Source organism: Pseudooceanicola nanhaiensis (genome assembly GCF_020171315.1).
In the GTDB taxonomy this organism is placed as follows: domain Bacteria; phylum Pseudomonadota; class Alphaproteobacteria; order Rhodobacterales; family Rhodobacteraceae; genus Pseudooceanicola; species Pseudooceanicola nanhaiensis_A.
On sequence record NZ_JAIUZP010000004.1, the window covers coordinates 521611 to 543537 of the forward strand.

25 protein-coding genes are annotated in these 21927 nt (G+C 69.0%); 1 reads left to right on the forward strand and 24 read right to left on the reverse strand.

Annotated features, from left to right (window positions below):
* Positions 1–27: 27 nt before the first annotated feature.
* The 5 genes from LCM32_RS07290 to LCM32_RS07310 are packed head-to-tail and all read right to left on the reverse strand — an operon-like array spanning position 28 to position 5284.
* Entirely contained in the window at positions 28–951 is a 924-nt protein-coding gene (locus LCM32_RS07290) for an ABC transporter permease (protein WP_224820385.1), read from the reverse strand.
* On the reverse strand, positions 948–1886 hold the full coding sequence (locus tag LCM32_RS07295) for an ABC transporter permease (RefSeq protein WP_224820386.1): 939 nt from the start codon (positions 1884–1886) through the stop codon (positions 948–950). The genes LCM32_RS07290 and LCM32_RS07295 overlap by 4 nt, the downstream gene beginning before the upstream one ends.
* Positions 1886–3532 carry an amidohydrolase gene (locus LCM32_RS07300; RefSeq protein ID WP_224820387.1) on the reverse strand — a complete coding sequence of 549 codons (1647 nt, stop codon included), beginning with the start codon at positions 3530–3532 and terminating at the stop codon, positions 1886–1888. Before LCM32_RS07300 ends, LCM32_RS07295 begins: the two co-directional genes overlap by 1 nt.
* A 25-nt stretch (positions 3533–3557) precedes the next feature.
* A complete protein-coding gene (locus tag LCM32_RS07305) occupies positions 3558–4517 on the reverse strand; it encodes an NAD(P)-dependent oxidoreductase (RefSeq protein WP_224820388.1) in 960 nt (319 codons plus the stop codon).
* Positions 4514–5284 (reverse strand): class II aldolase/adducin family protein, encoded by a 771-nt coding sequence (locus LCM32_RS07310; RefSeq protein ID WP_224820389.1) that lies wholly within the window; start codon positions 5282–5284, stop codon positions 4514–4516. The genes LCM32_RS07305 and LCM32_RS07310 overlap by 4 nt, the downstream gene beginning before the upstream one ends.
* A gap of 151 nt (positions 5285–5435) precedes the next feature.
* Between LCM32_RS07310 and LCM32_RS07315 the strand changes: the two genes are divergently transcribed.
* Positions 5436–6170 (forward strand): GntR family transcriptional regulator, encoded by a 735-nt coding sequence (locus tag LCM32_RS07315; RefSeq protein ID WP_224820390.1) that lies wholly within the window; start codon positions 5436–5438, stop codon positions 6168–6170.
* Between the two features lie 71 nt (positions 6171–6241).
* Here the strand turns inward: LCM32_RS07315 and LCM32_RS07320 are convergent, their stop codons facing one another.
* The 19 genes from LCM32_RS07320 to LCM32_RS07410 form a co-directional block, all read right to left on the reverse strand.
* On the reverse strand, positions 6242–7069 hold the full coding sequence (locus tag LCM32_RS07320; protein ID WP_224820391.1) for an SIR2 family NAD-dependent protein deacylase: 828 nt from the start codon (positions 7067–7069) through the stop codon (positions 6242–6244).
* 3 nt (positions 7070–7072) lie between these two features.
* The gene (gene nifT, locus LCM32_RS07325; protein WP_224820392.1) at positions 7073–7291 is read right to left on the reverse strand and encodes a putative nitrogen fixation protein NifT; all 219 of its coding nucleotides are present in this window, start codon (positions 7289–7291) and stop codon (positions 7073–7075) included.
* Positions 7288–7632 carry a nitrogen fixation protein NifZ gene (locus LCM32_RS07330; RefSeq protein ID WP_224820393.1) on the reverse strand — a complete coding sequence of 115 codons (345 nt, stop codon included), beginning with the start codon at positions 7630–7632 and terminating at the stop codon, positions 7288–7290. Before LCM32_RS07330 ends, nifT begins: the two co-directional genes overlap by 4 nt.
* Complete coding sequence (locus tag LCM32_RS07335) at positions 7632–8375, reverse strand: 4Fe4S-binding leucine-rich repeat protein (protein ID WP_224820394.1); 744 nt, start codon at positions 8373–8375, stop codon at positions 7632–7634. Before LCM32_RS07335 ends, LCM32_RS07330 begins: the two co-directional genes overlap by 1 nt.
* 3 nt (positions 8376–8378) lie before the next feature.
* Entirely contained in the window at positions 8379–8573 is a 195-nt protein-coding gene (locus LCM32_RS07340; RefSeq protein WP_224820395.1) for a 4Fe-4S binding protein, read from the reverse strand.
* A gap of 119 nt (positions 8574–8692) precedes the next feature.
* Positions 8693–10177, reverse strand: a complete 1485-nt coding sequence (gene nifB / locus LCM32_RS07345; RefSeq protein ID WP_224820396.1) for a nitrogenase cofactor biosynthesis protein NifB — start codon at positions 10175–10177, stop codon at positions 8693–8695.
* Between the two features lie 282 nt (positions 10178–10459).
* A complete protein-coding gene (nifA, locus tag LCM32_RS07350) occupies positions 10460–12196 on the reverse strand; it encodes a nif-specific transcriptional activator NifA (RefSeq protein ID WP_224820397.1) in 1737 nt (578 codons plus the stop codon).
* A gap of 255 nt (positions 12197–12451) precedes the next feature.
* Positions 12452–13738, reverse strand: coding sequence for an RNA polymerase factor sigma-54 (gene rpoN / locus LCM32_RS07355; RefSeq protein ID WP_224820398.1), 1287 nt, complete (start codon positions 13736–13738; stop codon positions 12452–12454).
* Positions 13739–13908: 170 nt separating this feature from the next.
* Positions 13909–14400 (reverse strand): bacterioferritin, encoded by a 492-nt coding sequence (gene bfr / locus LCM32_RS07360; protein WP_224820399.1) that lies wholly within the window; start codon positions 14398–14400, stop codon positions 13909–13911.
* A 24-nt stretch (positions 14401–14424) separates the two neighbouring features.
* Entirely contained in the window at positions 14425–14631 is a 207-nt protein-coding gene (locus LCM32_RS07365; protein ID WP_224820400.1) for a hypothetical protein, read from the reverse strand.
* Positions 14628–15341 carry an ATP-binding cassette domain-containing protein gene (locus tag LCM32_RS07370; protein WP_224820401.1) on the reverse strand — a complete coding sequence of 238 codons (714 nt, stop codon included), beginning with the start codon at positions 15339–15341 and terminating at the stop codon, positions 14628–14630. The genes LCM32_RS07365 and LCM32_RS07370 overlap by 4 nt, the downstream gene beginning before the upstream one ends.
* The gene (modB, locus tag LCM32_RS07375; protein WP_224820402.1) at positions 15338–16036 is read right to left on the reverse strand and encodes a molybdate ABC transporter permease subunit; all 699 of its coding nucleotides are present in this window, start codon (positions 16034–16036) and stop codon (positions 15338–15340) included. Before modB ends, LCM32_RS07370 begins: the two co-directional genes overlap by 4 nt.
* Positions 16036–16776, reverse strand: coding sequence for a molybdate ABC transporter substrate-binding protein (gene modA, locus LCM32_RS07380; protein WP_224820403.1), 741 nt, complete (start codon positions 16774–16776; stop codon positions 16036–16038). Before modA ends, modB begins: the two co-directional genes overlap by 1 nt.
* Before the next feature lie 10 nt (positions 16777–16786).
* Positions 16787–17140, reverse strand: a complete 354-nt coding sequence (gene nifW, locus LCM32_RS07385; RefSeq protein WP_224820404.1) for a nitrogenase stabilizing/protective protein NifW — start codon at positions 17138–17140, stop codon at positions 16787–16789.
* A 95-nt stretch (positions 17141–17235) separates the two neighbouring features.
* Positions 17236–17973: a serine O-acetyltransferase gene (gene cysE / locus LCM32_RS07390; RefSeq protein ID WP_224820405.1), complete on the reverse strand. Its 738-nt coding sequence runs from the start codon at positions 17971–17973 to the stop codon at positions 17236–17238.
* Complete coding sequence (gene nifV, locus LCM32_RS07395; protein ID WP_224820406.1) at positions 17970–19145, reverse strand: homocitrate synthase; 1176 nt, start codon at positions 19143–19145, stop codon at positions 17970–17972. Before nifV ends, cysE begins: the two co-directional genes overlap by 4 nt.
* A gap of 20 nt (positions 19146–19165) precedes the next feature.
* Positions 19166–20371 carry a cysteine desulfurase NifS gene (gene nifS, locus LCM32_RS07400; protein ID WP_224820407.1) on the reverse strand — a complete coding sequence of 402 codons (1206 nt, stop codon included), beginning with the start codon at positions 20369–20371 and terminating at the stop codon, positions 19166–19168.
* 11 nt (positions 20372–20382) lie between these two features.
* The gene (nifU, locus tag LCM32_RS07405) at positions 20383–21417 is read right to left on the reverse strand and encodes a Fe-S cluster assembly protein NifU (RefSeq protein ID WP_224820408.1); all 1035 of its coding nucleotides are present in this window, start codon (positions 21415–21417) and stop codon (positions 20383–20385) included.
* 13 nt (positions 21418–21430) lie between these two features.
* Positions 21431–21751 carry an iron-sulfur cluster assembly accessory protein gene (locus LCM32_RS07410; RefSeq protein WP_224820409.1) on the reverse strand — a complete coding sequence of 107 codons (321 nt, stop codon included), beginning with the start codon at positions 21749–21751 and terminating at the stop codon, positions 21431–21433.
* Positions 21752–21927 lie beyond the last annotated feature (176 nt).

Here is a 21927-nt window from a genome sequence, read left to right on the forward strand (position 1 = left end):
TCGCTCGATTGTTGTGGGACCGGACCGTCAGGTCTGGAGGCGCGGGTCGAGCACGTCGCGCAGGGCATCCCCCGCCACGTTGGCGGTGAGGACGATCAGGAAGATGAGCACCGAGGGGATCACCGCGATATGCGGTGCGAAGAGAAGGTATTCCCGCCCCTGCGCGGCCATCATGCCCAGTTCGGCGGCGGGCGGCTGTGCACCGAGGCCGAGGAAGGACAGCGTGGCCCCGATCAGGATGATCTGGCCGAAGCGCAGCGAGAGGAAGATCATGATCGACGAGATGCAGTTGCGCAGCAGGTAGCGCCGGAACAGCGCCACGTCCGACAGGCCCACGGCGCGCCCGGCCTCGATGAACTCCTGCTTCATGACGCCCATGGCGATGCCGCGGGCGATCCGGGCGCAATCGGGCACCGAGGAAACGGCGAGCGCGATGATCACCGGCACGATCCCCTGCCCCATCACCGCCACGAGAGCGAGGCCCAGCAGGATCGCCGGGAAGGAGAGCAGGATGTCGATGCCGCGCATCACCCAGGGGTCGAGCCGGGCATAGAACGCCGAGAGCAGTCCGATGAAGGAGCCCACCGCACCCCCCAGCCCCACGGCCACGAGGCCGATCAGCAAGGTCAGCCGCGATCCGTAGAGCAGCCGCGAGAGGATATCGCGCCCCTGCCCGTCGGTGCCCAGCAGGTGTTCGGGCACGCCCCCCTTCATGAAGGACGGCGGCTTCATCACCGCACGGGAATTCAGCGCCGGATCATAGGGCGCCAGCCACGGCGCGAGGATCGCGCCGAGGCAGATCAGCGCCAGCAGCAGGATCGCGGCGGCGGCGGCCTTGTCGCGCAGCAGGCGGCGCAGCCAGTGCGCCCGCGGCGGCGGGGCCGCGACCTCTCCACCGTCGTTGGCGGGCATGGCGAGGGGGCGGTCGGCGGTGTCGGTTGCCATCGTCATTTGCGCACCCTCGGATCGAGCAGGGAGTAGAGGATATCGACGATCAGGTTGATCGTGATGAAGCCGAGCGCGAAGAGCAGCACCGCGCCCTGCGCCACGGTGAAATCGGAGGAGAGGATCGCGCCGACGGCCAGCCGCCCGACGCCGGGCCATGAGAAGATCGTCTCGGTCACCACGGCCCCGCCGAGGAGGTAGCCCGCCTGAAGGCCGATCAGCGTGACCACCGGGATCAGCGCGTTGCGCAGCCCGTGCGCCAGCGTCACCCGCATCTCGGACAGGCCCTTGGCCCGCGCCGTGCGCACGTGGTCGAGCGAGAGCACCTCCAGCACGGAGGAGCGCGTCATCCGCGCCACCGGCCCGATCAGGATCAGCCCCAGCGAGAGCGCGGGCAGGAATAGCGCCATGAAGCCCTCGGCCGTGTACCACGGCCCCGGACGGCCGATGAAGGGGAACCAGCGCAGCACCACGCCGAGGTACTGGATCAGCAGCAGGCTGACGAAGAAGATCGGCAGCGAGACCCCCGCGACCGAGATTGCCATGATCCCCCGGTCGATCCACGTGCCCCGCGTCACGGCGGCCAGCGTGCCCATGGCGATGCCGACGGGCACCGACCACAGCAGGCTGCCCAGCATCAGCTCGACCGTGGGGCCGATGGCGGCGCCCAGTTCCTCGGTCACGGCCTTGTTGGAGATCATCGAGCGGCCGAAATCGCCGTGGGCCACCCGTTCGAGATAGGCCCAGAACTGCACCAGCAGGGGCCGGTCCAGCCCCATGTCACGGCGGATCGCCTCGACGACGTCGGGCGTTGCCGTGGGCCCTGCCATCACCTGCGCCGGGTCGCCGGGGACAAGCTGCAGCAGCAGGAAGCCGAAGAGCAGAACCCCCAGAAGCACCGGCACCGACAGCGCGAGGCGGTCGAGGACGGTCTTCAGCATCAGGCGATTTCCTTCGCGACGGTCTGGCCGGTCTCATAGACGATCTCGCCGCCAAGGATGGTCATGACGCAGGAGGTCTTGAGGATCTCTTCCGGTGCCACCTCGAAGAAGTCGGTGTCGAACACCGCAACATCGGCCAACTGGCCGGGGATCAGGCGGCCCTTCACGTTTTCCTCGTGCACGCCATAGGCGCTTTCATAGGTGCAGCAGTGCAGCGCCTGTTCCACCGTCAGCTCCTCGCCCGCGCCCAGCTTCTGGCCGGTGTCGGACGTCCGCGCGATCAGCCCGTAGAGCACCGGGAAGGGGCTGGCCGAGGTCACCGGGCAATCGGTCGAACCGGAGGGGTGCAGGCCGCTCTCCAGCCAGGTCTTGAACGGATAGCAGGTATGGGGCCGGTCCGGGCCGAGGCACATGAAATAGCCATCGCCAAAGAAGTAGAGGAAAGAGGGCTGACCGGCGGGGATCACGCCCATCTCCTTCATCCGCTCCAGCTGTGCGGGCGTGTGCCAGCCGCAGTGTTCGATCCGGTGGCGCCGGTCCGGCGCGGGCATCTGGGCATAGGCCTTCTCGTAGGAGTTCAGCACCATGTCGATGGCCGCATCGCCGATGGCGTGGGGCGCCATCTGGTAGCCCAGCGAATGCGCCTTCAGCACCAGTTCGTCGCATTGTTCCTGCGTCAGGCAGGGCACGCCGTAGTTCTCGGCGTCGTTGAAATAGGGCTCAGACATCCATGCCGTGCCCGCCCCCGCCGAGCCATCGGTGAAGATCTTCACCGGGCCGATGCGGAACATGTCGCAGCCCGCACCGGTCACCAGCCCCTCGGCGTGGCACTCCTCGAGGATGTTCTTGTCCACGTCGCCCATCAGCGTGCCCGCGACACGCACCGGCAGCCGCCCGTCGGCCAGTGCCTTCTGGTAGGCGCGCAGCTCGGTCATGCCCTGCCCCTGAATGCCGATGGCGGCCTCCATCACCGAGGTGACGCCATAGGTCAGGTAGTCCTTGCCGCCCCGCTCGATCGCATCGACGAGGTCGTCGAGCGTCGGCTGCGGCATCGCCTTGTGGATCGGCGCGCGGGCGTTCTCGTAGAGCAGCCCGTTCAGCGCGCCGTTGCCGTGGCGGCCGATCTTGCCACCGAAGGGATCGGGGGTGTCCTCACTGATGCCGCCCGCCTCCAGCGCAAGGCTGTTGGCGATGGCGGTATGGCCGCAGGTCCGCACCAGGAACACGGGGTTGTCGGGCGACACCGCGTCCACCTCGGCGCGGGTCGGATGGCGCAGCTCGGCCAGCTTGTCATGGTCATAGCCGCGGCCCAGGATCCATGTGCCCTTGGGTGTGCGGGCCACGGCTTCCTTCACCTGCGCCAGCATGGCCTCGACCGAGGTCACGCCAGCGGCCGGGCGCAGGTCCAGTTGCAGCAGGTTCAGGCCGTAGTTGTGCAGATGCATATGGGCATCGTTCAGCCCCGGCGTCGCCAGCCGTCCGCCAAGGTCCACCACCTTGCAGCCCGGGGTCGCCATGGCCTCGATCTCGGCGGTGGTCCCGGTGGCCAGCACCCGCCCCTCCGCCATGGCGATCGCCTCGGCAAAGCCTTCTTCGAGGCCGCACCAGATTTTTCCGTTGGTCAGGACAAGGGTGGGAGTGCTCATGGGACGCCTTTCGGAGGGAGGGGGTTCAGTAGCCTGCGCTGCGATCCACGGCGCCCGGGGCAGGTGCCCCGGCGCTGATCGCCTCGCAGTTCTCGACAAGCTGGCGGATCGTCTCGGCCCGGGTCGAGACGGAGGCCTTGTGCGGGGTCAGGACCACGGCGGGATGGGTCCAGAACGGATGCCCCTCGGGCAAGGGTTCCTGCCGGAAGACATCCAGCGACGCGGCGGAGATCTGGCCGCTGTCCAGCGCCGCCAGCAGGTCCTCCTCGATCATGTGCTCGCCCCGGCCCATCTGGACTAGCACCGCGCCCTTGGGCATCAGCGCAAAGAGACGCGCATCGAGGATGTCGCGGGTGCTTTCGGTCAGGGGCAGCACGTTGACGAGGATGTCGGCGCGCGCGGCGACCTGATCGACGGCCTCCGGCCCGCAGACCTGCTCGATCCCCGCAACCGGCGCGCCGTCGCGGTGCCGGGCCACCACCACGGTGAAACCCGCGGCCGCGATGGCCTCGGCGCAGGCGCGGCCCATCAGGCCGAAGCCCAGCACCCCCACGGTGGTTTCCCGGGGCGGGCGCGGCGTGAAGCTGCGATCCCACAGACCGGCGGCGTGGTTGCGCTGCATGTCGCCCATGCGGCGGTGGTGATGGATCACGTTCCAGACGGCAAAGCCTGCCATCAGGTGCGCCTGATCGTCATCGCGCACCCGGGCGACCGTGGCGCCCTGCGGCAGCGAGGGACAGGAGACGATGGAATCCACCCCCGCCGCGATGGACATCGCCAGTTCGATGTTCGGGAAGGCGGCAAAGGCCTCATCCGACGGGCACCAGCAGAGTGCGTAGCGGATCGCCTCCGGGTCCGTCACCTCTTCGGGGCGCAGGAGGCGGACGAAGGGCGCGGCCGACGCGCCAAAGAGCGCGATCAGGTCGAACGGCTCGGAGAGGACGACGACGTCGAAGACCCCTGCCCCCGGCATGTCCAGCGTCATTGGTCGAAGCCCGGCGCAACCCGGTGGCACAGGCGCAGGTAGGCCTGCCACTCGGCATCCGGCTTGCCCGCGGCGTCATGCGCCTCGGCCCATGCCTCTTCCTGCCCGGCGGTGAACTCGGCCAGTTCGTCGGTCAGGCGGCACGGCTTGGCCTGCGTCTTCATGATCTCGATCTGCGCCTTGCAGGCCCGCTCGAGGTCCATCATCCGGCGGAAGGCTTCGCCCACGGTGCGCCCGCAGGTCAGCAACCCGTGGTTGCGCAGGATCATCACGTCGAGGTCGCCCAGATCGGCCACCAGCCGCTCGCGCTCGTCAAGGTTCACGGCGATGCCTTCGTAGTCGTGATAGGCGATCCGGTTGAAGAAGGGCGCCGACCACTGGTTGTAGGGCTGAAGCCCCTCATCCAGCGAAGAGATGGCCACGCCCGCGATCGTATGGGTGTGCAGAACGCAGGCCACGTCGGGCCGCGCGCCGTGGATCGCGGAGTGGATCACGAAACCAGCCTTGTTGATGCCCGCCTTGCCCGGATCGTTCAGGATGTTGCCGTCGAGGTCCACCGACACGAGGCCACCCGCCGTCACTTCCTCGAAGCGATACCCGTAAGGGTTGATCAGGAAGGCATGATCGCCCTCCTCTGCCGGGGCTTTGGCGGAGATATGGGTGAAGATACTGTCGTCGAGGCCGAAGTGGCCGATCAGGCGGTACGCCGCGGCCAGTTCCACACGTTCCTTGGGGTGTACGGCCAGCGAAGTTTTGTCGTCGAGCATTGGGTCCATCATCTGGTTTGAGTCTTGGCCACAACGTGGCGCGATTCCACAAATCGCTCAACTGTCGACAGTCGATCACCGACAAATTTCTTGCCGCTCCCCGGTGGGCGCCCCATATTGCATAGTATTACGGCGAGCCCGGGAGCTTCGAATGATTGACCCCGAAGAGACGACGGAGGGCAGTGTTTTCACGGCCCTCGTCGCCACGGATCTGACCACGCGGATTGCCGAGCAGGTGCTCGAAGCGATCCAGACCGGCCGCCTGAAACCCGGAGAGAAAATCGCCGAGGCCCGCCTTGCCCGGGAACTGGGCACGTCCCGTGCCCCCGTGCGGGAGGCGCTGCGGCTGGTGGAGAGCCACGGGCTGGTCGTGTCCCATCCACGGCGCGGCTTCTTCGTCCATGCCTATGACGCGGGCGAGCTGGAAGATGTCTATGACCTGCGCGAATGCCTCGAATTGCACGCGGCCCAGGCGGCGGTGGAGCGGCTGACGCCCGAGGCCCTCGCCCGGGTCGAGACCCAGCATGCGCTGCTGGTGACGCTGGCCAAGGAAGGCAAGACCCAGAAGCAGGTGCAGGAAGACTATGCGCTGCACCGGATGCTGCTGGAGATCGCAGGCAACCGGCGGGTGCTGCGCACCTTCGACCAGATCGCGATGGAACTGCGGGCGGGCATCGCCCTGACCGGCGTGGTCTACGAGGATCCGCTGGAGCTGGCGCGGTCCCACGATGTGCTGGTGGAGGCGCTGCGCGCCCGCGACGCGGCGCTGCTGCGGGCCCGGTTGCAGGCCCATCTGGAAGATGCGCGCCATCACGTGCTGGCGCTGTTCCGCGCGGGCGCGGCCGAGGCCGCCGCCCAGGCCAGCCCGGCGCAGGTTCTCAGGTAAACGCCACGCCGGCCGGTCCGGCATCGAGCCACGATCGGGCCCGCGCCCTGTGACACCGGATGCGGGGGGGCTCAGCCCTCGGGCACCGAAAGCGCCTCGGCCAGGGCCTCTGCCGGCAGGTCGAGCCAGGTGGCGCCCATATCCTCGATGAAGCGCCGTTCCATCCGGGTCAGCGGCCCGGGCATGACGACGATGTGCCCCTCGCCCGAGCGCTTGGCGATCTGGCGGGCGAAGATCCGCAACATCTGGTCGTCGAACCGGCAGCCGACGAAGAGGAAGGGCCGCCCGGTGCGGCGGTGCTGTACCTCGGCGGGGATCGGGCGCTGGATGTCGATCTCGGTCAGCACCTCGACGTAGTCACTGTCGGAGACGAGGAAGGACCGGTCGCCGGCGATCACGCCGTGGGGCTTGTAGATCAGCGTCTTCCAGGCGGGATCGGCCTCTGCCACCAGTTGGCCCGCGGCATCGTAGGCGCGGGTGAAGATGTCGATCCATTCGCCGTTGCGGCTGATCCCCTGCACGAGGCCCCAATCCTGCTGGCCGAAGGCGCGCATCAGCCCGTCGTCGTACCAGCTGTCCACCACCAGCGGCGGGCGGACGCGGGCCAGCCAGTCATGCACCGGGTTCGCCCCCGGCACGGGCACGTCGAAGGCGTCGCGCAGGATCGTGTTCAGCGTGGCGCGGAACTTGCGGCTCTCCACGTATTGCGCCACGGACCAGAGGTTGCCCGAAGCACGGCGCGGGGCGCGGACCTGCGCCTCGATCTGCGCGCAGAGCGCGGCGGGCGTGGCCGGCGCGGCAGAGCCCGACAGCGCCGAGACATCGGGGCCGAGATAGGCGATGCGGGTGCCGGCGGCGACCTCGTTCATCGCGGCTTCAAGCTGGTCGAATACGGTCATGGCTCAGGCCTCCCCATCCAGTGCGCGGCGCCGGGCCTCCACGGTCACCGGCAGTCGCGGCGGCGTGTCGAAGGCGGGCATCTCGAAGACCCAGCCGTTCGACAGCCGGGCCCACCCGCCCCAGAGCCCTTCCTTCTCGGTCTCGACGACCATCTCCTCGAGGTCCTTCTTGGGCACATAGGCCTCGATCCCCTTCGGGGTCTCGCGGATCATGACTTTCATTCGGCGGCCTCCTTCGGCTGTCGGGTGACGATGTGGGGCTGAAGCGCGGAAGAGTTGTCACCCCGGCGCGGGGCGGCGGGGTCTGCCGCCAGCAACTCGCGTTCCCGCATGCCCACCACCTCGCTGCGGTCGATGAAATCCACCGCGTAGATGTAGAACTGCTGCAGGAAGGTGCCAATGTCGCGAACATAGCCGACATCGCCCTTCTTCACGACGGTCTCGCCGATCTCGACACCGGCCATGGTGCCGTCGTTTCGGATGTTCTTCTTCGAGATGACCTTGTCGCCGGGCTGGAAGGCCGGCTCTCGGTAGACCTCGATCTCGCGGTCGTCGGTAGACATCAGGTGGTCTCCTTCAGCTGTGCCAGCCTCTGGGCGGCGGTCTCTCGGATGATTTCTTCCGCGTCCTCCAGCAGCGACCGGACGAGGGCGGCATCGCCGGTCTCGGCCACGGTGTGACGCACGCGCAGGTCGGGGTCGGCCTGAAACAGCGCGGGACGACGGGCGGCGGCCTCGCGGCGCACAAGCGGGTCGGGATCGTCGCGGAACCGGTCGAGATAGCTCTCCGGCAGGCGCCGGGCGACGATGCGGCGGATCTCGGGGTCGGCGTCGGCCATCATCTGGGCCAGCACCCCGTCCGGCGCGCGGCGCGCCACGATGGAGCGCACATAGGCATCCCCGTCCGCGGCCATCGGCAGCAGGTAACGCGGCTGAACCCGGTTCACCACCGCGATGCGCACGCGGCGGTCCGGGTCCGTCATGGCGCGTTCGGCATAGGGCCGCGGCAGGCGCAGTACCGCCATGGCCCGCACGCCCGGGTCCGGGTCCCCCAGCAGCCGCGGCAGGCGAAAGACCGAGGCGACCCGCGCCGCGTTCATGCGGGTCTCGAAATAGGGATGATCGAGACAGGCATCGGCAAGGTCCGGGTTCATGAGGAAGAACCGCTCGATCCGCTTGGCGTAGCGGTCATGCAGGCAGGACCAGCCCAACCCGCATTGCCCGGTCTCCTGCCGGTCGGCATGGTCACAGCGCCCGCAATCGAGCGCGGTGCCCTGCCAGTCGACGGGGGCCGGACCCTCCAGCATGGCTCAGGCCGGAACGCAGGTTTCGGGCACCGGGCAGACCTCGGCGCATTGCGGCGTGTCGTAGGTGCCCTTGCATTCGGTGCACAGGCCCGGGTCGATGATATAGGTCTCGTCCTCGAAGCGGATCGCGGCGTTCGGGCATTCGAACTCGCAGGCGCCGCAGACGGTGCAGTTCGACTGGATGATCTGAAGGGCCATGGCTGTGTCCTCTGGTGATGGCGTTGGACGGGGCTGAAGGGGCAGGATCGGCAGGGAGAGACACCGAAAAGACCGGGGCGCAGGCGGGGTCGGTCCCGCGCCCCGGCAGTCAGGGAGAGTTACGCGGTTTCAGTCTCTGCCGCCGGAAGCCCGTTGCGGGCCCGGTAAACGGCCGAGACGGCCGTCTCGATGTACTCGTAGGCGTAATCCTGGATCGCCTCGATCCCGGCCGCGGCGAGGTCCTCGCGCGGGCAGTCGCCGATCTTGGCGCAGAGGATCGTGTCGATGCCCTCCAGCGTCTTGATCACCAGCTCCAGCTTGTCCTCCTCGCCATAGCCGCCGACACAGTAGTTGTCGCAGCGCCGGTGGGTGACGAAGCGCACGCCGCTGGCGTCCACCTCGAAGATCTGGAACTCGGTCGCATGGCCGAAATGCTGGTTGATGCGCCCGCCGCCCTTGGTGGCCACGGCGATCAGCATGGCGCCCGCATCCGCCCCGACGGCGGCTTCGGTCTCGGCCCGGGCTTCCTCGGCGGCGGCGCGACGTTCGCCGCGTTCCTCCGCGACCCATTCCTTGTAGGCCTCGCGCTTGCTGGGATCATAGGTCACCTCGTCCGGCACGAGGTCCATGGTGAACTCCTGCCCGCGGTCCTCGCCCAGAAGGCCCACCGCATCGGCCCGGCACTGGCGGCAGTGCTTCATCAGGTTCGCCCCGCCCGCGCAGGCATCCTGCAGCTTCTTCAGTTCGGCCGCCGTCGGGCCGCGCTGCCCCTGCAGGCCAAAGACGGTGCCGTGTTCCGGGGCGGAAATCAGCGGCATGATGTTGTGCAGGAAGGCCCCGCGCCGCTTCACTTCCTTGTTCACCTCCAGCAGGTGATCGTCGTTGATCCCCGGGATCATGACCGAATTCACCTTCACCAGAATGCCGCGCTCGTGCAGCAGGTCGAGGCTCTGCATCTGGCGTTCATGCAGGATCTGGCTTGCCTCCAGCCCGGTGCGGCGCTTGTGCTGCCAGAAAATCCACGGATAGATCTTCGTCCCCACCTCCGGGTCGATCATGTTGATCGTCAGGGTGACGTGGTCGATGTTCATCTCCAGCAGTTCGTCCACGTGATCCGGCAGGGCAAGACCGTTGGACGACAGGCAGAGCTTGATGTCCGGCAGCTGCGCCTGCACCAGCCGGAAGGTTTCCCGGGTCTTCTTCCAGTCGTAGGCGCTGTCGCCCGGCCCGGCGATGCCGAGGACCGACAGCTGGGGGATCTCGTTGGCCACGGCGATCACCTTGCGCGCGGCCTTCTCCGGCGTCAGCCGTTCGGACACCACGCCGGGGCGGCTCTCGTTGGCGCAATCGTACTTCCGGTTGCAGTAGTTGCACTGGATGTTGCAGGCCGGGGCCACCGCCACATGCATCCGCGCAAAGTAATGGTGCGCCTCTTCGGAGTAGCAGGGATGGTCCTTCACCTTCTCCCAGGTGGCCGGGTCCATGTCCTCAGGCGCATCCGAGGATCCGCAGGACGACGAGGAGCAGCCGGAGCTTTCCATCGCCTTGGTGAGGCTGTCTTTCGAGCCGACCGCGAGGCCGTCGAGGGAGATGACATTCGACATGGGGGCGCGTTCCTCTCTGCTGGCAATGCTGTGCTTCAGGAAATTCCAAGCAAGCGCCGTGCCAAGCGACCGGACCCTAAGAAAATAAGGAGTTTTGCCCCTGCGCCGGCGGGGATTGTCGCAGAAGGGACAATGGCCCGACAATGTGGGACGGCGCCTGCGACCCTGCCCACGGCCCTGCCCTAGCCCTGCCCCGGCCCTCCACCTGACGGGCCCGCCTGCCCCCCAGACACGAAAAGGGCCCGGCCAGCTGGCCGGGCCCGTCCCGCGCGTTGGGAGGCATCAGATCCTGCGCACTTCGATCCCGTGTTTCTGCAGGGCATAGGCCACCTGCCGGGGGGTCATTCCCAGCAGCCGCGCGGCCTTGGCCTGCACCCAGCCCGCCTCTTCCATCGCCGCGATCAGCTCTTCGCGGGCGGTATTGGCGGTCCTGCGGCGGGGGTAGTCGCCCGGCGCCACATCCGCGACGGGGGGCGCCTCCGGCGGCGGGGTCATGCGGACCGTGGGGGAAATCACCTCTCCCGCGGCCAGCCCCCCGATGGGAGAGCTGTCATCCTGCAACCGCGACAGGACCGACGACAGGCAGGAGCCCTGCTGGCAGGCCAGTTCGCGGCCCAGCACCACCTCGCCATCGGACAGTGCGGCGGCGCGGCTCACGCAGTTCTCCAGTTCGCGCACGTTGCCCGGGAAGTTGCACCGGCAGATCGTCTCGAACGCGTCGGAGGCAAAGCGCACATCGGTCCCGTTCGAGTTGTTGAACCGGTCGAGGAAGAGTTGCGCCAGCGGACGGATGTCGCTCTTGCGGTGGCGAAGCGGCGGCAGGACGATCGGCACCACGCAGATCCGGAAGTAGAGATCGGCGCGGAACTCGCCGTCGGCGACGCAGCGTTCCAGATCGCGGTTGGTGGCGGCGACGATGCGCACGTCCACCTTGATCGTCCGCGTGCCGCCGACCCGTTCGAACTCTCCCTCCTGCAGGACCCGCAGCAGCTTGGTCTGGAAGGTGGGCGAGATTTCCCCGATCTCGTCGAGGAAGAGCGTCCCGCCGTCGGCCATCTCGAACCGGCCCTTCTTGAGCGCGGTGGCGCCGGTGAAGGCCCCCTTCTCGTGCCCGAAAAGTTCCGATTCCAGAAGGGTTTCGGAGAGCGCGGCGCAGTTCACCCCGACGAAGGGCTTGCGCGCCCGGGGCGAGGCGGAATGCACGGCGCGGGCAAAGAGTTCCTTGCCGGTGCCGCTCTCGCCACGCAGCAGGACGGGCGTCTTCTTGGCCGCCACCCGGCGCACCTGCGCGATGACATCGGTGATCGCCGGGCTGTCGCCGACGATGCCGTCGATATGGACCGGAACCGGACGCTTGCCCTCGCGGTCGCTGACGCTCTGCAACAGGCGCTTGGTATCCGTCAGGGCACGCTCCCGGTCGCGGGCGATCCGGCGGCGGAACCGCAGGGCCTGTTCCAAGAGCGAGGCGACCATGGTCAGGACCCGGATGTCGCTGTCCGTGTTGTGGATCACCCCGTCGTCGTGGCTGCGGAAGGCGCAGAGCACCCCCAGCACGAAATGGCTGCGCTCGGGGTCGCGGATCGGGACGGCAAAGACGCTCTGCCCCACGCCGCGCAGGCGCTTGGGCACCGCCTCGACGCCGAATTCCTCCGCTAGGTCAAAGGAGACGAGCGGCACGCCCGAGCGGAAGACGATCCGCACGACCTCGTCCGGGATGACCTCTTCGGCGGGGGCGCCATCGCTGCGGGCAAAGGCAGTGGCGGCGATACTGTAGGGGTTCACGGCCCCCTTGCCCGCGGCCGCGCCCTGATCCGACAACAGGGCAAGCACCCCGTGTCGCAAGTCCAGGAAGGACGACAGCACGTTCAGGATGTCGGGCACGATGTCGATCGGGTCTGGCGCGACCGCGAAGGACTTGGCGATCTCGAAAACCGCGTCGAGTGCCAGCCTGTCCCGGCTGGCGGATGCGCCGCGTCCCTTCTGGGCACGGGCGACAGTTTGAGTGGAGTCGTCTTGCATTGCACTGGCAGTCATGGCTGGCACTCCAAGGTGTTCTCAGTTCCTCCCGAACGTCCTGGATAGTCCGCCGACGCAGCCCGTCCTCCACAGGCCGCACGCGACCTGCCCAATTTAACAGAGAATTAAAATTCGCTTCGATTCTTTCATTCAAAAGGCTTTTTTTTGCTGGCTTTGGCCAAATCCGGCATTTGGCTGCACAGGGTTTCGGCACCCGCCCCGGTTGTTCGCGGAAAAGCGCCGACCCGGGGCGGCGTTTCAGCCTGCAAGGGCCCGGCGGCGGCGCTCGTAAGAAGACGCCAGCCCGAGGGTCGAGCGGTACTTGGCCACCGTCCGGCGCGCCAGTTGCAGGCCGGACCGCTCTGCCAGGGCCACGATGGCATCGTCGCTCAGCGGGTTCTTCGGGTCTTCGCGGCGCACTGCCTCCTCGACGAAGCCGAGCGCCCGGTCGCGCGAGATCGCGGGCGCCCCGGCGGCGGTGGAGACCGGGCGGGAGAAGAAGGCCCGCAGCGGCAGGGCGCGGGTCGGGGTCTGGATCATCCGGCCCGAAACGGCACGGCTGACGGTGGAGGCATGGACCCCCAGTTCGGTGGCCACGTCCTCCAGCGTCAGGGGCGTCAGCCGCGCCGGGCCGCTGTCGAGGAAGGCGCCCTGCCGCGCCACCAGAACGGCGGCCGTGCGCAGCAGCGTGTCGCCGCGCCGTTCGATCGCCAGCGCCAGCGCCCGCGCCTCGGCCAGGGCCTTGCGCCGGGCCTTGCGCGCGGCAAGGTCGGCGACGCTCTCGGTCAGCCCGTCCTCCTGCACGGTGATCGTCGGCGTGGTCGCGCGGTTCAGTTCCACCGTCCAGCCCCCGGGGCCGCGGGTCGCGATCAGGTCGGGCGGGAAAACCGCCGCGGGCACATGGTCGAAGGCCAGCCCCGGCTTGGGGTCCAGCCCGCGGATCTGTGCCGCGATGTCGGGAATGTCGGAAGGTTCGCAATCGCACAGGTCCGCCAGTTCGGCGGTGCGCCCCTCGGCCAGCAGGTCGAGGTTGGCCAGCAGCATCTCCACTTCCCAGGTCAGGATGTCGGCCTCGCGCGCCTGAAGCGTCAGGCATTCGGCCAGCGAGCGGGCGAAGAGGCCGGTCGGCTCGAACCCCTGCAGGCGGGTCAGCACCGCCTCGGCCCGGGCCTGCGGCACCCCGGCCTGCAGCGCCAGCGTCTCGACCCCGAGGCCCAGCCAGCCGGTCGGCTCCAGCGCCTCGGCAAAGCGCAGGGCCAGCATGTGGTCGGCGGGATCGTCGAAGGCCAGTTCGATCTGCTCGGCCACATGGGCCATCAGACTGGGCCGGTCTGCGGCCACGGCGGCCACGGCGTCAAAGCTCTCTCCGCCGCGCGCCGCAAAGGCCGCGGGCGGGCGGTAGCGCAGGAAGGGATTGCTTTCCGCCTGCTCCGCCAGATGATCCGAGAGGTCGTCGGACGACATGCCGAGGATGGAGAGGGACTGGAGCATCTGCCCCCCCATCTGCATCACCTGGCGCTGAGAAACCGTCTGAACGAGTTGCATGACGCGATCCTACCTCTTGTTGCCGCGTGGCCGGAGGGCCACGTGCCCCCGCCGGCCCTGCCCCGGCCCCTGCCGCCCCCGCCCTGCCGCCTTTTTCGCCATATCAAGGGCCGAGGGGCCCCCGGACAGGCGGGCGACGGGGACAGGTGCGGCGGACCGGGACAAGGGACTCACGCCTCCGGCACCGTGTTGGCGGGCTCGGCGTTGAGTTGCGCGAAGTTCTGCGGCCCCACCGCCTCGAAGAGTTCGAGCTGGGTTTCGAGGTAGTCGATGTGGCCTTCCTCGTCCGCCATCAGCGTCTCGAAGAGCTTCATGGTGACGTAATCGCCCTCGGCGGCGCAGACCTCGCGGGCCTCCTTGTAGAGCGCGCGGGCGGAATACTCCGCCTCGAGGTCACATTTCATCGTTTCCTCGGGCGTCTCGCCGATGCGCAGCGGGTCGAGGGTCTGAAGGTTCGGGTGCCCTTCGAGGAAGATGATCCGGTCGATCAGATTGTCCGCATGGCCCATCTCCTCGATGCTTTCCTCGCGGCTCTTCGCCCCCATCTTCTGGAGCCCCCAGTCCATCTGGAGCCGGTAGTGCAGCCAGTACTGGCTCACCGCCGTCAGCTCGTGGCGGAGTGCCTTGTTGAGGTAGTCGATGACCTTTGCGTTGCCCTTCATGGGTCTCTCCTTCTGGTGTGTATCTCAGGACGCCCCGGCGCGGACCGCGGCGGCGTGATCGGTGATGGTTCGGTTGATCAGGCTGCTGCAGGCGCCGCAGCAGACGGTCCGGCCGCACAGGCGGAACACCCGGCCCGGGCTGACCTCTTCCGCCGCCCCGGTGTCGAGCACCTGCGCAGTGGCGGCGCGGACCTCGGAACAGGTCAGGCGGTTGCAGGAACATAGGATCATGCCCGCCCCCCTGCCCGCAGCGGCAGGGCCCCGCCCCCGACCGGCACAAGGCGACAGCCCCGCGTGGTGCCCGCGCGGACCGGCCCCGCGATGCGGCCGCCCTCCATGGTCACCACCTCGCGGCAAAGCTGGCGGACTTCCTCGGGGGCGTGGCTGATGAAGATCATCGGGATCCCGGTGCGCCCCTGCACCCGCGCGATCAGCTCGAGCGTGCGGGCCTTCAGACCCGGGTCGAGCGCGGAAACCGGCTCGTCCAGCAGGAGGAGGTCGGGTTCGGCCATCAGGGCGCGGGCAATCGCGGCCCGCTGGCGTTCGCCGCCCGACAGCCGGCCGGGCCGGGCCTCCAGCAGATGCGCAAGGTCGAGCGCCTCGACCACCTCGTGCCAGAAGTCGGTGCCACGGTTGCGCGCGCCATAGGCGAGGTTCCGGGCCACCGACATATGCGGGAAGAGCAGCCCGTCCTGAAACACCACGCCGATGCCGCGCCGCGCGGGCCGCAGGTTGATCCGGGCCGTGCTGTCGAAGATCTGCCGCCCCGCCACGCGGATGCAGCCCCGCGCCGGCGTCACATGTCCGGCGAGGCAGGAAAACAGCGTCGACTTGCCAGACCCGGAGGGCCCGATCAGCCCGATGATGCCGTGCGCCTCCAGTTCGAGGTCGACGCGAAGGCTGAAATCGCCCTGCCGGTGGTCGATGTGGATCTCGATCATGCCGTGACCCCCTGCATCGGGGCCACCCGCCGGGCAATCAGCTCCGAGGCCATCAGGGCCGCCCCGGCAAGGGCCAGCGACAGCAGGCACAGCCGCAGCGCCGCCGCCTCTCCGCCCGGGCTCTGCGTGACGGAGAAGAGCGCCAGTGGCAGGGTCTGGGTCCGGCCCGGGATATTGCCGGCCAGCGTGATCGTGGCGCCGAATTCGCCCACCGCGCGGGCAAAGGCCAGCGTGATGCCGGTCAGGATGCCCGGTGCCATCAGCGGCAGCGTGACGGTCAGGAAGATGCGGGCCTCCGAGGCGCCCAGTGACCGGGCGGCACGGGCAAAGCGCGGGTCGATCGCCTCTGCCGACTGGCGGATCGCGCGGACCATCAGCGGGAAGCCCACCACGGCGCAGGCGATTACCACCGCCTGCGGGGTAAAGGCGATGCGGATGCCGAAGAGCGCCCCGAGCGGCGCGCCGATGGGCCCGTTGCGGCCCAGCAGGAGCAGCAGCAGGTAGCCCAGCACCACCGGCGGCAGCACCAGCGGCAGGTGCACCACGGCGTTGAGCGCCGCATGCCCCGGGAAGCGCCGGGTGCCGAGCAGCCAGCCCAGCCCCACCGCCAGCGGCAGCGAGACCAGCACGGCCCAGCCCGAGGCGGAGAGCGAGAGCATCAGCGCCTCGCGTTCAAGGGCGGTGAGCGGCGTCATCAGTCGCCCTCCGGCGGCAGGAAGCCGAAGCGCGCCAGCACGGCCGCGCCCTCGGGCCCGGCAAGGTAGGCGATCAGGGCGGCCCCGCCCTCGGGGTCTTCGCCCTGGGCGACGGGGGCGATCAGGTAGCGGATCGGCGGGTGGCTGTCCTCCGGCACGGTCCAGACCACGGTCACGCCCGGCTGGCCTGCGGCGTCACTGGCATAGACCAGCCCGAGCGCCGCCTCGCCCGAGGCGACGGCCGCCACGGTGGCCAGCGTGTTGCGCATGGGCACGAGCGCCGCACCCGCAGCCCCCCAGAGACCGAGGCTTTCCAGCGCGGCCTTGCCATAGGCGCCCACCGGCGCGGTCTGGGGATCGGCCATGGCGAAATGTTCGCCCTCCAGCCGGGCGGCCATCGCCTCGGGCTGCAGCGGCGCGGCACCTGCGGGCGCGATCAGCACCAGCCGGTTCGACATCAGCGTGACGACATCCTCGTCGCGCACGAGGCCCGCCTCGACGAGGTAGCGCATCCACTTCGGATTGGCCGAGAGGAAGACATCCGCGGGCGCCCCCTGCTCGATCTGGCGGGCCAGCATCCCCGAGGCGCCATAGGAGGTCAGCGCCGGGGTGCCGCCTTCGGCCAATGCCGCGTCGAGCGCCTTGCCGGTGGAGGCGGCGGCCAGCAGCATCGGTTCGGCCTGTGCGGGGGCCTGTGCAGTCAAGGCAAGCAGGAGCGTGGCGAGAAGGGTCCGGATCATCGCAGCGCCCTCACCCGGCCTTGGGCGCGAGGGTGAGGCTTTCGATCCCCACGAACCGCGCCTTCTGCTTGGCCTCCTCGTCCTTGAAGACCTTGAAGACCTTCTCCTTCAGCGGTGTGCTCTCGACGAAATCCCCGTAGGCCCGGGCCAGCGTCTCGCGGCAGGCCATGCGGATGTCGGGGGCATCCATGCCGGTGAACTCCGCCTGCGACAGGTAGCTGCCGAAGCGCTTCATGATGTGCAGCCGGGCGACGTTCAGCACGGCCGGCTCATAGGGCAGCGCGAGATAGGCAAAGATGTCCTCGGCGGAGGACAGGCGCCCGATCTGGGCGAGGATGTCGTCTTCGGGAAGCGTGTCGGTCATCGGGGCTCTCCTTGCTGCTGTCGGATGTCGGACGTTGCTGCTCTCGGGTCTTGCTGCCGCGGGGCCGGGACGATCCGCCCGGGTCTCGGCGCGGCTCAGTTCGGACGATGGCTGTATGGCGGTGTCTGCGGCGCGGGGGCGGCGCCCTCGCCGCAGGCGGGCGACGGCGCGGGGCGGGCCGGATCGCGGGCCGCCAGCCGCGCCTCGAGGAAGGCGACACGATCGGCCAGCTGGGCCAGCGCCCGGCCCACCGGATCGGGCACGAGGTGATGGTCAAGATCGACGCGCCCGCCCTGCCCCGTGCGCGGCCGGTCGGTGCGCACGATGCGGGCCGGGATGCCGACCACGGTCGCCTCGGCGGGCACGCTTTCCACGACGACGGAATTGGCGCCGACGCGGGCCCCGGCCTCCACGGTGATCGGCCCGAGGATCTTGGCACCGGCCCCCACCATGACGCCATCGCCGAGGGTCGGATGCCGCTTGCCGGGCGACCACGAGGTGCCGCCGAGGGTGACACCGTGGTAGAGCGTCACGCCCTCCCCGATCTCGGCGGTTTCGCCGATGACGACGCCCGCCCCGTGGTCGATGAAGAGGCCGGGCCCGATCCGGGCCGCCGGGTGGATGTCGATCCCCGTCGCCATGCGCGCAAGGTAGGACAGCACGCGGGCCGTGCCGCGCCAGCCCCGCTGCCAGAGCCCATGGGCAATCCGGTGGGAGAAGAGCGCGTGCAGCCCGGGATAGGTCAGCGCCGTCTCCACCGGGCCGCGCGCGGCGGGATCGCGGTTGCGGATGGCGGCGAAATCGGCGCGGACGAGGGAGCGGAAGCCGGTCATGCCACGTCCTCCCGGATCGCGGGGCCCCGGCGCGTCAGGCGGGCGACCATGCGGCGCAGGTCCTCGGCGGTCGCGGGGCGCTTGGCCCGCACGGCGTGGCGGCGCAGCAGGGGTTTCAGCCCCTGGGCGATGGCCTCGTCCGAGGGCAGCCCGGCCTCGGCCAGCGCCGCGCGCAGCCCGGCGATGCCGGAATGCTTGCCGATCACGATGCGCCGCTCGCGCCCGAAACGGGCGGGCGCGCAGCGCGGGTCCTCGTAGGTGTCGGCCTGCTTGAGGATCGCATCGACGTGGATGCCCGCCTCATGGGCAAAGACAAGCGCGCCGCTGATCGGCTTGGCCGGGTGCAGGGCCCGCCCCGAGGCGCGGGCGACGGTTTCGGAAAGCGCGGGCAGCGCGCAGAGGTCAAGGCCGGTTGCCACGCCTCCGGCCTCCAGCGCGGCTCCGACCTCTTCCAGCGCGGCGTTGCCGGCGCGTTCCCCCAGCCCGTTCACGGTGACCGAGAGATGCGAGGCCCCGGCGAATGCGGCCATCATCGTGTTGGCCGTCGCCATGCCAAAATCATTGTGGGCGTGGAATTCCAGCGGCAGGCCGACCTGCCCCACCAGCTCCGCCACGAGACGGTAGGCGGCCATCGGATCGAGCAGGCCCAGCGTATCCGCGATGCGGAAGCGGACCGCCCCCGCCGCGGCGGCGACCTGCGCCAGACGGGCAAGGAAGGCGGGATCGGCCCGGCTGGCATCCTCGGCCCCGACCGAGACCTCCAACCCCCGCTGGCTGGCGCAATAGACCAGCCCCGCGGTTTCGCTCAGGGCCCAGGCACGATCCGTACCGAGCTTGCCCGAGAGCTGCCGGTCGGAGGTCGGCACGGCGAAATGCACCCGCCGCACCCCGGTCTTGGCGGCCATGTCGAGGTCATGCATCCGCAGGCGGCACCAGGCCACCGGCACCGCCCGGCGCAGGCCACGCGTGAGCGCCCGGATATCGGTGACCTCGTCATAGCCCATGGCGGGAATGCCGATCTCGATCTCGGCCACGCCCGCGCAGTCCAGCGCGTGGGCGATGGCCTTCTTCTCGGCGAAGGAGAACGCCACCCCCGCCGTCTGTTCCCCGTCGCGCAACGTGGTATCGCAGATCGCGACGCTGCGGGGGCGGGTCTGGGGGTCCATGAACATGGCGTTCTCCTTTCGCGGGATCAGGCGTAGGCCGGGGCGAAGCCGTCAGGCCGCGCGCCTTCCTCGGACCAGAAGGGCGACATCTGCCGCAGGCCCGCGATGATGTCGGGCATCACCTCCAGCACGCGGTCGATCTCGGCCTCGGTCGTCTCCCGCGAGAGCGAGAAGCGGATAGCGCCATGGGCGGCGGTGAAGGGAATGTCCATCGCCCGCAGCACGTGGGACGGCTCCAGCGAGCCGCTGGTGCAGGCCGAGCCGGAGGAGGCCGCGATCCCGGCGGCATTCAGCTTGAGCAGGATCGCCTCGCCCTCGATGAACTCGAAAGCCACGGTCGTGGTATTGGGCAGCCGGTCGAGCGGATCGCCGGTGACGAAGCAATGGCCGATCTGCTGTACCAGCCCCTGTTCCAGCCGGTCACGCAGCGCCGCCATGCGGAGGTTGTCCTCGGCCATGGAGGTCAGCGCCAGTTCGGCGGCGCGGCCCAGCCCGATGATCGCGGGGGCATTCTCGGTCCCGGCGCGGCGGCCGCGTTCCTGGTGCCCGCCCCGCAGCAGGGCGCGGAACCGCGTGCCCTTGCGCAGGTAGAGCGCGCCGAGGCCCTTGGGCCCGTGCAGCTTGTGCGAGGAGAGCGACAGCATGTCGATCTCGGTCGTCTTGAGGTCGATCGGCACTTTGCCCACGGCCTGCACCGCGTCGGTGTGGAAGAGCGCGCCATGGGCATGGGCCATCTCGGCCAGCCCATCGACCGGGAAGATCGTGCCGGTCTCGTTGTTGGCCCACATGAAGCTGACCACGGCGACCCGGTCGGACAGCGCCGCGCGGTAGGCGTCGATATCGAGACGGCCCTGACGGTCCACCGGGATGCGGTGAACGACGACGCCCTCGTGTTTCTCAAGCCAGTCGCACAGCGACAGGATCGCGGGATGTTCCACCGCCGAGGTGATCACCTCGTTCCGGCCCTGCTGGACCTGAAGCGCCGAGCGCAGCGCCGTGTTGTTGGATTCCGTCCCGCCGGAGGTGAAGATGATCTCGTGATCGAACTCCGCGCCGATCAGCGCCTGAAGCGAGCGACGGGCCTGGCGCAGCGCGCCGCCAACCTCGGAGCCGAAGGCATGGATCGAGGAGGCATTGCCGAACTGCTCGGTGAAATAGGGCAGCATGGCCTCCACCACGTCGGGAAAGACCCGGGTGGTGGCGTTGTTGTCGAGGTAGATCGGGGTGGTCATCGCAGGTCTCCTCAGGATTTGGCGACAGGCATGACGCGGACCGAACGGCCGAGCGCCTGGCTGATCTTCTGCTGGATGCCGCCCAGCGTCTGCGCCGCCAGCTGGCAGCCCGAGCAGGCACCGGTGAGGCTGACGAGGACGAGCGCGCCTTCCATGTCGACGAGTTCCACGTCCCCGCCATCGGCGCGGAAGGTGGGGCGCATCTCCTCGATCAGCCGGGCCACGAGGATCGCCTCCTTGGCCGGGGTGAGGGCTGACGCTGCGGCAGGCGCGGCAACCGGCGCTTCGGCGAGGGCCACGGCAGCGGGCGCGGGTGTCGGCATCGCGATCTGCACCGGGGCCGAGGGCTGCGCGGGCGGTTTCGGGGCGGGCGGCTGGTCGGGGATGACGAAGCCCTGCGCCTTCTTCCGCGCGGGTTTCGGGGCCGAGCCGAAGACATAGGCCTCGGCAGCGGCAATCGTGCCCTCGGCCACCATGGCCTTGTTCACATCGGCCAGCAGCTCCTCCAGCGGCTCGCGGCAGGAGTTACAGCCGCCGCCGGCCTTGGTGTAGAAGGTCACCATCTCCAGCGTGGTCAGCTTGTTGGTGCGGATCGCGCGTTCGATCATGCCGGCATCGACGCCGAAGCACTTGCAGATCAGTGCGCCCTCCTCATGATCGTCCTCGTCCAGCGCCTCGCCGGTGTAGGCGGCGACGGCGGCGTGCAGCGCCTCCTGCCCCATGACCGAGCAATGCATCTTCTCGGGCGGCAGCCCGTCGAGGAAATCCGCGATGTCCTGATTGGTCAGCTTGCGCGCCTCGCTGATCGTCTTGCCGATGATCAACTCGGTCAGCGCCGAGGACGAGGCGATGGCAGAGCCGCATCCGAAGGTCTGGAACTTGGCCTCCTCGATGATGTCGGTTGCCGGGTTGACCTTCAGCATCAGCTTGAGCGCGTCGCCGCAGGACAGGCTGCCCACCTCGCCCACGGCGTTGGCGTCCACCAGCGCCCCGGCGTTGCGGGGGTTGAAGAAGTATTCTTTGACCTTGTCGCTGTAGTCCCACATCTGGCCGTTCCTCTCAGCAGAAAGACTTGCCGCAGCCGCAGGAGCTTGAGGCGTTGGGGTTGTCGAAGACGAAGCCGGACCCGTCGAGATTGGTGACGAAGTCGATCCGCGTGCCGTTCAGCTGCGCCTGGCTCTCGGGATCGACCAGCAGGCGGATTTCGCCGGCCTCGATGACGGCGTCGTCGGGCTGCGCTTCCAGTTCGAGCGCCATGCCGTATTTCATCCCGGCACAGCCGCCGGACTGCACCATGAGCCGCAGCCCGGCGACGGGCTGACCTGCGCCCTCGATAGCGCTCTTGATGGCGGAGCGGGCGGGTTCGGTGACTTCGATCATCTTTCTCTCTCCTCTTCGTCTGGCCGGCCCGGGGGGATCCGGGGTGTCTCGAAACAGGGAACAGCAAGAAGCGTGCCAAGCGATCTGGCCCCTCTTTTGCTGGGGTTTGTCGCAACTGTCGGATGCGACCACCCGACAATGGGGGCTTTGCGACAACCGCCGGACCACCGGCCGAT

What these genes read in the sequence shown, in the direction of transcription:
- LCM32_RS07290 (WP_224820385.1), bottom strand. Translation starts at nt 951, where the DNA reads ATGACGATGGCAACCGACACCGCCGACCGCCCCCTCGCCATGCCCGCC.
- LCM32_RS07295 (WP_224820386.1), bottom strand. Translation starts at nt 1,886, where the DNA reads ATGCTGAAGACCGTCCTCGACCGCCTCGCGCTGTCGGTGCCGGTGCTT.
- LCM32_RS07300 (WP_224820387.1), bottom strand. Translation starts at nt 3,532, where the DNA reads ATGAGCACTCCCACCCTTGTCCTGACCAACGGAAAAATCTGGTGCGGC.
- LCM32_RS07305 (WP_224820388.1), bottom strand. Translation starts at nt 4,517, where the DNA reads ATGACGCTGGACATGCCGGGGGCAGGGGTCTTCGACGTCGTCGTCCTC.
- LCM32_RS07310 (WP_224820389.1), bottom strand. Translation starts at nt 5,284, where the DNA reads ATGCTCGACGACAAAACTTCGCTGGCCGTACACCCCAAGGAACGTGTG.
- LCM32_RS07315 (WP_224820390.1), top strand. Translation starts at nt 5,436, where the DNA reads ATGATTGACCCCGAAGAGACGACGGAGGGCAGTGTTTTCACGGCCCTC.
- LCM32_RS07320 (WP_224820391.1), bottom strand. Translation starts at nt 7,069, where the DNA reads ATGACCGTATTCGACCAGCTTGAAGCCGCGATGAACGAGGTCGCCGCC.
- nifT (WP_224820392.1), bottom strand. Translation starts at nt 7,291, where the DNA reads ATGAAAGTCATGATCCGCGAGACCCCGAAGGGGATCGAGGCCTATGTG.
- LCM32_RS07330 (WP_224820393.1), bottom strand. Translation starts at nt 7,632, where the DNA reads ATGTCTACCGACGACCGCGAGATCGAGGTCTACCGAGAGCCGGCCTTC.
- LCM32_RS07335 (WP_224820394.1), bottom strand. Translation starts at nt 8,375, where the DNA reads ATGCTGGAGGGTCCGGCCCCCGTCGACTGGCAGGGCACCGCGCTCGAT.
- LCM32_RS07340 (WP_224820395.1), bottom strand. Translation starts at nt 8,573, where the DNA reads ATGGCCCTTCAGATCATCCAGTCGAACTGCACCGTCTGCGGCGCCTGC.
- nifB (WP_224820396.1), bottom strand. Translation starts at nt 10,177, where the DNA reads ATGTCGAATGTCATCTCCCTCGACGGCCTCGCGGTCGGCTCGAAAGAC.
- nifA (WP_224820397.1), bottom strand. Translation starts at nt 12,196, where the DNA reads ATGCAAGACGACTCCACTCAAACTGTCGCCCGTGCCCAGAAGGGACGC.
- rpoN (WP_224820398.1), bottom strand. Translation starts at nt 13,738, where the DNA reads ATGCAACTCGTTCAGACGGTTTCTCAGCGCCAGGTGATGCAGATGGGG.
- bfr (WP_224820399.1), bottom strand. Translation starts at nt 14,400, where the DNA reads ATGAAGGGCAACGCAAAGGTCATCGACTACCTCAACAAGGCACTCCGC.
- LCM32_RS07365 (WP_224820400.1), bottom strand. Translation starts at nt 14,631, where the DNA reads ATGATCCTATGTTCCTGCAACCGCCTGACCTGTTCCGAGGTCCGCGCC.
- LCM32_RS07370 (WP_224820401.1), bottom strand. Translation starts at nt 15,341, where the DNA reads ATGATCGAGATCCACATCGACCACCGGCAGGGCGATTTCAGCCTTCGC.
- modB (WP_224820402.1), bottom strand. Translation starts at nt 16,036, where the DNA reads ATGACGCCGCTCACCGCCCTTGAACGCGAGGCGCTGATGCTCTCGCTC.
- modA (WP_224820403.1), bottom strand. Translation starts at nt 16,776, where the DNA reads ATGATCCGGACCCTTCTCGCCACGCTCCTGCTTGCCTTGACTGCACAG.
- nifW (WP_224820404.1), bottom strand. Translation starts at nt 17,140, where the DNA reads ATGACCGACACGCTTCCCGAAGACGACATCCTCGCCCAGATCGGGCGC.
- cysE (WP_224820405.1), bottom strand. Translation starts at nt 17,973, where the DNA reads ATGACCGGCTTCCGCTCCCTCGTCCGCGCCGATTTCGCCGCCATCCGC.
- nifV (WP_224820406.1), bottom strand. Translation starts at nt 19,145, where the DNA reads ATGTTCATGGACCCCCAGACCCGCCCCCGCAGCGTCGCGATCTGCGAT.
- nifS (WP_224820407.1), bottom strand. Translation starts at nt 20,371, where the DNA reads ATGACCACCCCGATCTACCTCGACAACAACGCCACCACCCGGGTCTTT.
- nifU (WP_224820408.1), bottom strand. Translation starts at nt 21,417, where the DNA reads ATGTGGGACTACAGCGACAAGGTCAAAGAATACTTCTTCAACCCCCGC.
- LCM32_RS07410 (WP_224820409.1), bottom strand. Translation starts at nt 21,751, where the DNA reads ATGATCGAAGTCACCGAACCCGCCCGCTCCGCCATCAAGAGCGCTATC.